The sequence below is a fragment of the Bdellovibrionales bacterium genome (assembly GCA_016716765.1).
Taxonomy (GTDB): Bacteria; Bdellovibrionota; Bdellovibrionia; order Bdellovibrionales; family UBA1609; genus JADJVA01.
The window spans coordinates 824,568-836,897 of record JADJVA010000025.1 but is presented as its reverse complement, the minus strand read 5'-3'; the positions used below and the strand labels follow the sequence as shown (position 1 = coordinate 836,897).

Sequence of the window (12,330 nt, the reverse complement as noted above, 5' to 3'; positions counted from 1 at the left end):
TCAGACACTCATTTCTTTCGATATTTCATGCACCTGTGCAAATTCTCTCACAAGACTATCTCCAACATTCAAATCTATCGATTCAACAATTTTTAGGCCATATCCTCCCAGACCCACCATCTTTAGGGGATGATTTGTAATAAGCCTAATCTCCTTGACCCCCAAAGACCTGAGTATCTGCGCGCCCACACCATAATCCCTGTGATCTTTTAAAATCTTTTTGGAATCAAATCGCGAACTCTTTTCCTTTTGGGCGAGAAAAGAAAATTCATTAACTCGTTGAGCTGACTTATCTTCGGTACACTCTGTCCGCAGATAGACGAAGGCTCCAACGCCCTCGCGGTCAATCAGATGAATAGCAGACCTGATAGAATCACCACTTCTTGAATGCAAACTCCCAAAAACGTCCCCTAAAACGTTCTCCGTCTGAACTCTTACCAAAACGGGCGTTTGAGCACTCAGTTCACCTTTAACCAGAGCTAGATGTTCTCTCCCATCAAGCTGATTGCGAAAAATCCGAACTTCAAATCCTTCACCAAAACTCGAAGGCAAAGGACTCCGAGATTGCTCAACAACAAACATTTCATTTTCAATTCGATACTCAATGAGGCTTTCTATCGTACCGATCTTAATGCCATGCCTATTTGCAAACTCAATAAGATCATCACGCCGAGCCATTGTCCCATCAGAATTCATAATCTCGCAAATCACAGCCGCGGGGTTGAGCCCGGCCAAACGAGTTATGTCCACACTTGCCTCCGTGTGCCCAGCTCTCTTTAGAACTCCGCCCTCCTGTGCCCTAATTGGAAAAATATGACCCGGAACCACAACATCAGATGCTCGTGCAAAAGGATTTGAAGCCACTCGAATTGTATGTGATCTGTCAGCAGCGGAAATACCCGTCGTCACTCCATTTGCCGCTTCAATCGAAACAGTAAATGCGGTTTTATTCGCAGCTCCATTCCGATCCTCTTTTACCATCAAAGGCAACTCTAACCGCTGGACCTGTTCTCCGGTCATTGCCAAACAGATAAGTCCACGCGCCTCTGTGGCCATAAAATTAATTTTTTCTGGAGTTACCCCATCAGCGGCAAGGATCAGATCTCCCTCATTCTCGCGATCCTCATCATCAATCAGAATGACCATCTTGCCAGCGCGCACGTCCGCTAATAGTTCTTCAATCGTATTCATGGCAGGTCCCCCTTCTGTGACAACTCCTTCAAACTAAAACCTCGAAGGGTCTCAACCAATCCTTTTGCCAAGTTATCTGCCTCGATACTCACCTTATCGCCCTTCTGGAGAGAGCCCAAATTGGTACTCCTCAAGGTCTCAGGAATCAAACAAACTTCAATCGTTCCAAGAGAATCAACTTGATTAATAGTGAGACTGACACCATTCACCGCGAGACTCCCCTTTTTCCAAAAATAGGATCTCAATTGCTGAGGAGCCCGCAATCGGACTCTCGAACACTCGCCCGCTCGCTCTATAGCGACAACCTCTCCGAGAGCGTCAACATGCCCGGTCACCAGATGGCCATGAACTCTGTCTCCAAAACTCAGCGATCTCTCAAGATTTACTTTCCGACCTAGCAAGCTTTTCTCATCCCACTGAGTTACCTGCAAAGTCTCTGCCGCCAAAGCCACCACAATCTTTTCGGAGTCGTAAAATTCAATTGTTAAGCAAACACCGTTCACACTCACGCTGTCGCCCACAGACAACTGATTGAATTGACCCGGTCTCCCTATATGAACTTCAAGCACTCCCTGACGGGGGACAACCTTCAGGACAGGTGATTGGCACTCCACAATTCCCGAAAACATAGGCTCCGATTCCAGCCAACACAAGCAGAGGTGTTAAACCGCTAACAAATGGGAAACAATTACAGGACGAACCACCTTGGTCCCGTTCCGCTGGCCTCGAAAACTACTCTGGGCAGAAGCATTCGTCAAGGCTTCTAAACCCGGAACCGCAGGGCAAATCACGATACTCAGCTACCCGCAAACTCACCAAATTCCAGGTTTAAATCGTTCGCCGTGATTTTAAGATGGGTTTCAGGTTTCAATTGGCCAGAAATCAAAAGTTTGGAAAGTACATTCAATACCTCGGACTGTATCACCCGACGCAAAGGGCGTGCTCCATAGTGAGGATCAAAACCCTTCCTCGCTAAGTACCGAAGTGCACTTGGGTCAAATTCCAGCTCAATATGCTTGTCCTTTAGTCTTGCCTTTACTTCAGACAGTTGGATTTCAACAATACCGCCCAGTTGCTCTTCCGATAGGCTATTGAAAATGACTATTTCATCAATCCGATTCAGAAACTCCGGCCTAAAATGAGCCCGAAGGGCCTCTTTCGCGGCGTCTTCCCTTTCCGCTGTCGTCAATTTGCTATCCGCGATGAATTGTGACCCCACATTGGAGGTCATAATCAAGACAGTGTTGCGAAAATCCACGACCCGACCCTGACCATCAGTCAATCGCCCATCATCCATAATTTGAAGGAAAACATTAAATACTTCGGGATGAGCCTTTTCAATCTCATCAAACAAAATAATGCTGTAAGGACGGCGACGCACTTTCTCAGTCAACTGTCCGCCTTCCTCATAGCCAACATATCCGGGAGGAGCCCCAATGAGTCGGGATACAGAATGCTTCTCCATGTATTCAGTCATATCAATTCGAACCAACGCGTCTTGAGTATCAAATAGAAATTCAGCTAAGGCCTTGGCCGTCTCCGTCTTTCCAACCCCTGTTGGCCCAAGAAAGAAAAACGATCCGATGGGTCGATGAGGATCAGAAATCTCGGCACGAGCCCGCCTGATAGCATCTGATACCACAACGAGGGCCTGATCCTGACCCACAACCTTCTGGCGCAAAAGACTTTCCATCTGCAAAAGTCTTTCTGAATCGGACTGCAACATCTTGCTGACTGGAACCCCAGTCCATTTTGACACAACCTCCGCTATTTCTTCAGGTCCAACTTCCTCTTTTAACATCCTCGTTTCGCCGGAACTTTTAGTCGTGTCCTCCGCGTGGGTTAAGAGTCGCTTCTCAAGCTCTGGAAGCCGACCGTACTTCAGCTCAGCAGCCCTCTCAAGATTCCCTTCCCGCTCTGCCCTTTCGACCTCAACCCTCATTCGCTCGATTTCTTCCTTCGTTCCCTTCAAGCCACCTATTTCCCGCTTTTCCTTTTCCCATTGATGCTTGAGGGTTTGCAATTCAGTCGAAAGATCCTTAAGTTCAGATTCAATATTTGAGAGCCTATCCTTCGCCCCCTTCTCCTTCTCCTTCTTTAAAGCCTCCCGTTCAATCTGCAATTGCATCATCTTTCGCTCTATTTCGTCTATTTCTGACGGAACCGAATTGATTTCAATGCTCAGCTTGCTTGCAGCTTCATCCATGAGATCGATGGCTTTGTCAGGCAAAAAACGGCCCGTAATATAACGATGAGAAAGTTTCACTGCATTCACTATCGCAGCATCTGTGATTCTCACCCCATGATGCACTTCGTACTTTTCTTTGAGTCCACGCAAGATCGTGATGGCATCGTGAACGCTGGGTTCTGCTACCAGCACATTCTGAAACCTTCTCTCAAGGGCCTTGTCTTTTTCGATGTATTGTCGATATTCATCAAGGGTCGTGGCCCCAATGCACCGAAGCTCCCCGCGCGCCAATGCTGGCTTGAGAATCTGCCCCGCATCCATAGCACCGTCCGCTTTTCCGGCTCCCACCAAGGTGTGAAGCTCATCGATAAATAGAATAATCTGACCATTGCTGCCGGTCACCTCTTTGACGACGGATTTCAAACGATCTTCAAATTCGCCACGATACTTAGCTCCCGCAACCAGCGCCCCCAAATCAAGAGACATCAATTTCTTTCCGATCAAAACGCTTGGCACGTCTTGGTTGATAATCCGCAACGCCAGCCCCTCGGCAATAGCCGTTTTGCCCACGCCCGGCTCACCGATGAGAACTGGATTGTTCTTAGTCCGCCGTGAAAGCACTTGCACCACGCGACGAATTTCTTCATCCCGCCCAACGACCGGGTCCAATTTTCCTGCCTCAGCGAGCTCAGTCAGATCCCGCGCATATTTCTTTAAAACATCAAACTTAGCTTCCGGCGAATCATCCGTTACGCGCTGACCTCCTCGACTCATTTTCAATGCCTCCATAAATTGTTTGGCATCAACGCCAAGTTTCTTAAATATATCTTTTAAGGTCGGATTCCCCGACTTTAATGCGGCCAACATAAAGTGCTCAGTGGAGATGAAGTCATCATTCATTCCCTTGGATTCAGACTCTGCGGCCTTAAATAATTTCACCAAATCTGAACTTGCTTGAACTCGGATGTTCTCTCCCGACACCTTTGGAAGACGGTCGATTTGAATCCCGACCTCACGGACCAAAGGTTCTAGTTTCAGCTTCATTCCCTCCGTTAACACCCGCGGGACGATTCCATCTGATTGTGACAGAATAGCCTTCAGCAAGTGCCAGGGCTCAACCGAAGGATTTTGGCTGGACTCGGCAAACTCAGCCGCCTCCTGCATCGCCTGTTGGCTCATCTTTGTCATTTTTTCGATATCGCCCACGTTTTACCCCTTTTTTGATTACAAAAACCCTGCTGTGAGCCTAGACTAGCACCACCTAGTAGGAAATGTGCGTTGAAAAGGAGATTTGTCAATGTCTGGCCTAATTGCAAGTCGGCGTGTCCACCCTGGTCGCAAATCAATCATATTGGACCCGGTAAACCCAACGGAATTTCGATCACTCAATTTTACCTATTGCTGCGAACAGTGTGTTCACCTGGACGGCGACGAAAACATCTGTACCTTTGGACATGATTTCAATATCCACAGCCGTAAGGCACAGCTTCGGTCCTATGAATTATCTGGTAAAATGGCCTTCTGTCGATTCCTTGAAATTGATTAGACTCTGTTTGGGTATGTGTGGATTCACTGTTATTGATTGCGAGGATGCTTCTTACTCAAGGACGTTTGTCACTCCGGTTACCGTCTAGCTGACGCTCCGAAAGGCTTGTCCAGAGCGAATTTCAAGCTTGCCTTTGGATCTGTTTTCACCGCTTAAGTCTTAGGACCTCGATCATTCAAAAGCCCAATCTTAGTTGCATCTCCTTGAAAATGGTCTCTCGTCCTGTCAAGAATCCGATATCGGTCCCGAATAATTACGCAGTGGAAGGGGTGATACTATTTAGTCGCCCTTGTGTTTAAGGGGGTTAACGGATTAACCAGGGAACGATGGTCGCGTTCTCTTGATAAATGAATTCGAAAGGAGGTCCATCAAGGATGAAATGAAGTACAAGGAAAACTTATGGACAATAAGTTTATTGGTACAATACCAAACCCCAAGGCTAGGAAGCCGAACCCCTAAAAAAAGGGGAAATTCAACAAGGAGGAAATTAATGAAATTAAACGGAGGATAGTTAAAATGGGATTTCGTGTTTCAACAAATATTGCGGCGATCAACGCCCAAAGAAATTTACTGAATAGTCAATTGCACATTAGCGACAGCATGAGCAAACTGGCTTCGGGTAGTCGAATCAATAAGGCAGCGGACGACGCCGCTGGTTTGGCCATCTCCGAAAACATAAAGGCTCAAGTAAGGTCGGCCCGCCAAGCAAATCGCAACGCAAACGACGGCATTTCAATGGTCCAAACGGCTGAGGGAGGTCTCAATGAGATTGGAAACATCATTGTTCGCCTTCGCGAACTGGGGATCCAAGCGGCCTCTGACACGGTTGGGGACACTGAAAGGTCCTTTATCGACAAGGAAGTTCAGCAGTTAAAAAGTGAGGTTCAACGTATTGCCTCGGTTACCACATGGGGTACGACCAAGCTTTTAGATGGTACAACGCCCATTTTTGACTACCAAGTTGGACTTTACAATGACGATTTTGAAGATCGCATTTCCTTCAGCTCTGAAGAAAATGTGGCGACTCTCGATGCGCTTGGCCTTGCGGGTTTGGACTACAACACCAAAGCGGGAGCTCAAGAATCCCTTGGACTTCTCGATAGTTCTCAAACTGCCGTGAATGGTATGCGTGCAAACCTTGGCGCTCTGCAAAATCGACTGCTATCAACGGTCCAAAATCTCCTTGTTGCTGAGGAAAACATGTCCGCTGCCAATAGTCGCATCAGAGATACCGATGTTGCTGAAGCCTCCTCGGAGATGACCAGAAACGGCATCCTCCTTCAGGCTGCGACTGCGACCCTCGCTCAAGCAAACCAAGTCAATTCCACCGCTCTGAAATTGATTGGTTAATCAGACTCATTCGGCAAAAATCAAAAGACCACTTGTCCCGGGCCTCAGTGCTCGGGACATTTTTTTTGTTGCATTAAAAAAAAGGGCTAGGCAAGCCTTTTAATTGCCAGTACCATTTCGATAGCGATGGAATTGGAGATCAGCCCCGGTGGTTGATCATGTTTGAATAAATGGGAACGATGGGGGTTATCTCATGGCCAAAAAGAAAAAAGCGACAAAGAAAACGGTAACAAAAAAGGCAACTGCTAAGAAAGCCACAAAGAAAGCAACTGCTAAAAAAGCTACGAAAAAGGCGACAGTTAAAACGACCGCAAAAACTGCAACTAAAAAGGCAGCGACAAAAAAAGCCACGAAGAAAGCAACTGCTAAAAAAGCCACGAAAAAGGCGACAGTCAAAACGACCGCAAAAACTGCAACTAAAAAGGCAGCGACAAAAAAAGCAGCGGTAAGCAAGCCTTCGGCAGCAAAAGCCGTCAAACCAAAAAATGCAAAGCCAAAGGCACCCAGCATTCACGACATTGCTAGTTCTCCAGCAAATGCTCCTGCAGGGACCAATCCCTTTCGCGGACCAGGGGACAAATCACCAGGTTCAAAAACAGAATTTGAATCGATGGAGGGAGACTTTAATCCCAAGGAAGATTTTGCTGACGATGACGTAAGTAATTTTGACGATATCGACGACGCTGACGATGATGAAGAACTGGAAGGCGACGACGAAGGTTATTTCTAACCTAGAGATCTCTCTCTTAGGCAGTCGACTAGCTAAATAAATCAGACAGGAAAATAAAAAAGCGAGTTTTAACAACTCGCTTTTTTTATGGCCCTTCTACTTTATACAAACAAAGTGCATCTATTCTACTTAATACGTCTAGAATTTTGGCGTCGGTATCATCGGCTTTGTATGAACAGCATACCGATCAAATTCACCATATTCATGCAACTTATTGTAGAGAGTTTTGATAGTAATCCCCAAGGCATTCGCAGCCTGAGTTTTGTTTCCATCAAAATAGTTAAGAGCCTTCAAAATATACCGCTTTTCCAATTCATGGAGAGTCATTGTTGGATCATAGTCATCAATGATAATTTTATGGTCTGGATTGCGGACGTTTTCCGGAAGATCGCCCGGCATAATGATATGGCCTTCCGCCAAAATCTGCAATCTCTCGCACACGTTCTGAAGCTCACGAATATTTCCCGGCCAATCGTAGCGCATCAAAATTTTAATGGCATCTTCGCTCATCTGACGGCCACGATTGAGATATCCGTGAGGACTTTTCGCAAGAAAATATTCCACCAAAAATGGAATATCCTCTTTCCTTCGACGCAAAGGTGGAGATTGTAACATGATGGTGTTGATGCGATAGAAGAGGTCCTCGCGAAAATTTCCACGCATGACTTCCTTATCCAATTCCTTGTTGGTGGCACTCACCAAACGAATGTCGACTCGAATTGGTTCCTTGCCGCCCACTCGATAAATCTCACCCTCTTGGAGAAAGCGCAAAAGCTTGGCCTGAATGCCCGGACTCAACTCACCGATTTCATCAAGAAAAAGAGTTCCACCATTAGCCACTTCGGCGAGTCCAATTTTTCGCGTATAGGCTCCGGTAAAAGCGCCTTTTTCGTGGCCAAAAAGCTCACTCTCTAAAAGAGTTTCCCGTAGGGCTCCGCAGTTAATTGCAACAAAGGGTTTGTTTTTACGAAGACTTTTTTCGTGGAGAGCATGGGCGATCAGTTCCTTGCCTGTTCCACTTTCTCCAAGAACAAGAACTGTCGCATTAGATGGAGCCACCCTCTCCACCATGCGAATGAGATGGCGCATGACTTCTGATTTGTAAATGATTCGCTTGTCTTCTATAATTTTATTGGGAGTTTTAACGCCGGGTAAAACCTGGTTATCGCTGGGAGGAAGAAATGACGAACTATCAATTCCTGACATACGTACAGCCCCTTGGTTTACTTATTTGATGGAACTACTTCTACTCGCCTACGCGAAAACTTACTCGCTTATTTCATTGTCACGTAGCGTATAACACAGCGTGTTCTAACAAACGGCGCTTTCTCATGCAAGTTATTTTTGCAATGCATCATGAATTAATTATAACTAAATGAAAGGATTGGGTTTTTTGAAGTGAGTAAAGTGGTCATTTTACCAATTTATACGGCCAATTTCCTAGAAAATCTTCAATTTATAGAAAATTCCTCCCTCCTAACCATCAAATCATACGCACTCGACCTCTTTCAGGCCTACAGTGATCTGGGGGTTCCTCACTACAAGTGGAATGTCGAGAAAAAGCAATTTGATACACGCCAAACTGCCGGGCCAAGCCTGCCATATGTCCGCTACACAGAAGATCAAATACTGCGAGCTTCAATCAATGCGCAAGGCCGATGGTCTCATTTGTCTCCCGCAAGTCGACAGAGAAAAAGTGCCACGCTAAAGAGCTTTCTGAAATTTCTTTTTCGCGAAAACCTGACATCTCGTGACCTTTCCTCACAGATCACTCTTCCAAGAATACCAAGAAAGATTCCCCATTTTATTTCCGTGGACGAGGTTATTGCAGTCATTAAAGCAACCGCCACAGTTGACATAAGTAATTCCGAGCTGAGCCTGACCCCATCTAAAGTTCAATCCCATCAAACAAGGACTCTCGTTCTTCTCCTGTATGGTGGAGGTCTCAGGGTTAGCGAAGCTTGTCATCTCACCTGGTCAAACGTACAGATCGAACAAGGGATTCTGCTGGTCACAGGTAAAGGGGGGCGAGAACGACGAGTGGCCATTCCCCGGATTGTGATGGAGGAGCTGAAATCTCTCCCACGGCTGGGAACATACGTTTTTGGCGCAACTCCACTCAGTGCTCGCAAGGCATACTCTCTTGTGAAAAAGGCCGGGATGAGCGCAGGCCTTATAAAAAATCTGAACCCTCATGCCTTAAGACACAGTTATGCCACTCACCTGCTCAGTGGCGGCATGGATATCCGAATTCTCCAGGACCTTCTGGGTCACCAATCATTGAATTCAACCGAAAAATATCTCCATATTAGTCTGGAACAATTGGCCAGAACCATGGAAGCTCATCATCCTTTCGGGGAAGATCCAGAGACCTGTTGAATGTTGTTCTAAACTCCAAGGGCGCCTAGCTGAACCAAATCTCAGGAGTCCAGGATCTTCAAACATGCGTCCGGCAGCAGCGCTCACATTGTGAGCACTGCACCAAGCCGAACTCGATCCTGAACCCCTGAGATCTGCTTCAGCCAGCTCCCTGTATCTTTTGGACACAACAGAATCACCGAAGGCTTGCGGGCCAACCAAGGATTCCAACTTCGGATGGCAATCATGACATATGATTTTTAAGGCTTCTGGAATCTTTCCTTGTACACCAGGTTTTGCGGATGAGGCGATTGACCTCCCCTTGGCCGGCATTCGACTCATGCCAAAATCAATAGTCTGTCGCCCATGAAAATGACAGTGAAAGCTTCGAGAAGAAAGGTCTATATTTTAATCCAGTGGTTGGCCCGCAAGCCTTCGGTGATTCTGTTGTTCCAAACTCCAAGGGCGCCGGCTAAACCAAATCTCAGGAGTCCAGGATCGAGTTCGGCTTGGTGCAGTGCTCACAACGTGAGCACTGCTGCCGGACGCATGTTTGAAGATCCTGGACTCCTGAGATTTGGTTTAGCCGGCGCCCTTGGAGTTTGGAACAATAATCACGTGGGCCAGTTTATTGAGTTCAAGAAGTAAGTGGGCTCAAAGAACGCAAAAACCTCAATGTGATCTATGTGCGCAATGTGCGAAATGTGCTCAATGTGCAAAGAGCTGACAAAGCACTCAGCTCCGTCTATTATGGGACACACGAGGAACTCAAAATGAAGAAAAGAGCTGTATTTTTTGACCGGGACGGCACTCTTATTGTTGATAAGTTGTACTTGAATGATCCAGCCCAGATTGAATACCTGCCGGATGTTTTCGTTAGCTTGAGAAAGCTAAGAGACGCTGGATATGTTTTTTTAGTTGCAACTAACCAGAGTGGAGTTGCACGAGGCATTGTTCAGATCGAAAAATTAAGAGAAATTCATCGTGTGATGCGGGCTGACTTCTCCCGAGAGGGAATTGATTTTCTCTCCTTTCATGATGCGCCCTACATGACTGACACAAATCACTTCATGAGAAAACCGAATCCGGGGATGCTTCTTGAAGGGGCAAGCTTCTACAATATTGATCTCGCGAGAAGTTGGATGGTTGGAGATCGCATGACTGACGTCGAAGCGGGTCATCGGGCGGGAACTCGATCTATCTTACTTGGGGGCCTGGAGTCTCCCTCTGAGTCAGCCTATTCTCAACCTGATGCTCACGTCTTCTCTCTCTCTTGTGTTGCCGATTCCATCTTGAGGCATTCTGTGACAAAACCTGCCTAGCTTCGGTAGGACATTCCCTTTTTTTCTGAAAATGTAAAAAAAAATTCATGAAATGATTCATTCAGGGAACTCCATTTCAGTCCTCGACCAAAAAATCCGAATATCAGAGGTAGCCGCATTTTAATGTTAAGAATTTCGAGGGAGGCCGCATGGCTAAGATTCCCATTAAGATACTCTGTCTCAGTTTTTTTGTGATTAGCCTGTTGCTTGGTGCCGAATCCAGAGCTGCTCAGGTTCATGGCATTCTCACCGTGGTTAAAGGAAATGTCTCAATAAAATCTGGAAAGACAGGAAAAGAAGAAAAAGCTAAGATTGGGATGAAGGTATTCCCTAAAGATTCCATATTAACTCAGGCCGATTCTCGTGCCAAGATTGTGATGGTAGACAAAAATGAAATCAATGTGTCTCCAAGTTCTAACATTGTTATCGATAACTACGAATTCGATCCGGCCAAAGACAACAAAAAAGTATTGATAGATGTTATATATGGAAAAGTTCGGGCAAAGGTCGAACAAAAATATGACGGCGAGAGCAATAAGTTTCAAGTAAAAACGCCATCTGCAGTGGCGGGAGTCCGAGGAACCGATTTCTTTACGTCCTTTAATCAAGTCACGAACTCCTCAAAGGTTGTTACCTTCAAAGGAGAGGTCGCTTTTGGACTTCCAGGACCAGGAGGAACGATTCTCAATCCTGTTTCTGTCAAAGTTGGCGAGTTTACGGTGAATACAGGAAATAATCCGCCAGCTCCTGCGGTGCAGATGCCTAAGACTGAACTTGCTCAATTTGACAAAGAGACAAAGGCAGATACACCTGACAGAGAAAAACAAGGTGGTCCTGGCGGGGGAAGCAATCAGCCCGAAAAGGATAAGAAGGACGAACAGAAGAAGGACGAAGGTGGAAACAAAGGCCAAGGCAGTGATCAAAAGAAGGACGACGGCGGAAATAAGGGCCAAGACGGTGATCAAAAGAGGGACGAAGGTGGAAACAAAGGCCAAGGTAATAATAAGGAAGGTCGAGGCAATGATGGCCCCAAAACTGAACAAGGCGAAAAGGGATCCGAACAGTCAAAAAATGAGCCTGGCAACAACCCAAAAAATAGCGCCGGTACAGGCGCTAGACCTTCAGACGCTCGACCCGATGGAACATCGGGTCCCTCGGGCTCAGGGCCAGGTCCTGAATTTGCCGGTGGCCCTCCAACTCCAGGTATGGGAGGGGATCCAAAACGCGACCCAGCTGGAATGATGCCAATCCCCATGGAAGGCACTGGTATGATGAGGCCTGAAGACTTTGCTTCAGCACCAAACATGCCTGCTTTTGTTGGAATGATGCCACCTCCGCCGATGATGCCATTCCAACCACCCCCAATGCCTGGAACAAATATAATCTGTGAGTTCTGCCGTGAGGTCATTCAAGATGGGGCCACGCGCCTTTTTATCCGTGTGACCCAAGGTTCACAATGATATGGGCGCAGAAGTGCGCGCAGGCAGGTCTAAGTGCCAAGATTGAATTTTTAGCCCTGCTTTTGACGAGTAAATCGATTCCCCTTCCCTAAAGGAGGGGTTTTCTTTGTTAATTCTCTCAGTCCTTTCTCAGAAGGCCAACCTCAGATAAAATTTGATGGTATATCCCACTCTTTTTTTAACAA

The 12,330-nt window shown here is 46.5% G+C and carries 11 protein-coding genes; 7 read left to right on the top strand and 4 right to left on the bottom strand.

Annotation, left to right across the window (positions count from 1 at the left end; all coding sequences use genetic code 11):
- The 3 genes from ribB to clpB all read right to left on the bottom strand — a co-directional run bounded on the left by ribB (window position 1) and on the right by clpB (window position 4,567).
- Window positions 1–1,191, bottom strand: a complete 1,191-nt coding sequence (ribB, locus tag IPL83_20360) for a 3,4-dihydroxy-2-butanone-4-phosphate synthase (GenBank protein ID MBK9041477.1) — start codon at window positions 1,189–1,191, stop codon at window positions 1–3.
- A complete protein-coding gene (locus IPL83_20355) occupies window positions 1,188–1,820 on the bottom strand; it encodes a riboflavin synthase (protein MBK9041476.1) in 633 nt (210 codons plus the stop codon). The genes ribB and IPL83_20355 overlap by 4 nt, the downstream gene beginning before the upstream one ends.
- A 167-nt stretch (window positions 1,821–1,987) precedes the next feature.
- Window positions 1,988–4,567 (bottom strand): ATP-dependent chaperone ClpB, encoded by a 2,580-nt coding sequence (clpB, locus tag IPL83_20350; GenBank protein MBK9041475.1) that lies wholly within the window; start codon window positions 4,565–4,567, stop codon window positions 1,988–1,990.
- A gap of 109 nt (window positions 4,568–4,676) precedes the next feature.
- On the opposite strand from clpB, the gene IPL83_20345 reads away from it, so the two are divergent.
- The 3 genes from IPL83_20345 (at window position 4,677) to IPL83_20335 (ending at window position 7,005) form a co-directional block, all read left to right on the top strand.
- Entirely contained in the window at window positions 4,677–4,925 is a 249-nt protein-coding gene (locus tag IPL83_20345) for a hypothetical protein (GenBank protein ID MBK9041474.1), read from the top strand.
- A 516-nt stretch (window positions 4,926–5,441) separates the two neighbouring features.
- On the top strand, window positions 5,442–6,275 hold the full coding sequence (locus tag IPL83_20340; protein ID MBK9041473.1) for a flagellin FliC: 834 nt from the start codon (window positions 5,442–5,444) through the stop codon (window positions 6,273–6,275).
- Between the two features lie 193 nt (window positions 6,276–6,468).
- Entirely contained in the window at window positions 6,469–7,005 is a 537-nt protein-coding gene (locus tag IPL83_20335) for a hypothetical protein (GenBank protein ID MBK9041472.1), read from the top strand.
- Window positions 7,006–7,143: 138 nt separating this feature from the next.
- Here IPL83_20335 and IPL83_20330 read toward each other — a convergent pair whose 3' ends face one another.
- Entirely contained in the window at window positions 7,144–8,211 is a 1,068-nt protein-coding gene (locus IPL83_20330) for a sigma-54-dependent Fis family transcriptional regulator (GenBank protein ID MBK9041471.1), read from the bottom strand.
- Window positions 8,212–8,403: 192 nt separating this feature from the next.
- Between IPL83_20330 and IPL83_20325 the strand changes: the two genes are divergently transcribed.
- The 4 genes from IPL83_20325 (at window position 8,404) to IPL83_20310 (ending at window position 12,145) form a co-directional block, all read left to right on the top strand.
- Window positions 8,404–9,384 carry a tyrosine-type recombinase/integrase gene (locus tag IPL83_20325; protein MBK9041470.1) on the top strand — a complete coding sequence of 327 codons (981 nt, stop codon included), beginning with the start codon at window positions 8,404–8,406 and terminating at the stop codon, window positions 9,382–9,384.
- Window positions 9,385–9,741: 357 nt separating this feature from the next.
- Window positions 9,742–10,011, top strand: a complete 270-nt coding sequence (locus IPL83_20320; protein ID MBK9041469.1) for a hypothetical protein — start codon at window positions 9,742–9,744, stop codon at window positions 10,009–10,011.
- 38 nt (window positions 10,012–10,049) lie between these two features.
- Window positions 10,050–10,685: an HAD family hydrolase gene (locus IPL83_20315; GenBank protein ID MBK9041468.1), complete on the top strand. Its 636-nt coding sequence runs from the start codon at window positions 10,050–10,052 to the stop codon at window positions 10,683–10,685.
- A gap of 149 nt (window positions 10,686–10,834) precedes the next feature.
- On the top strand, window positions 10,835–12,145 hold the full coding sequence (locus tag IPL83_20310) for a FecR domain-containing protein (protein ID MBK9041467.1): 1,311 nt from the start codon (window positions 10,835–10,837) through the stop codon (window positions 12,143–12,145).
- Window positions 12,146–12,330: the final 185 nt, after the last annotated feature.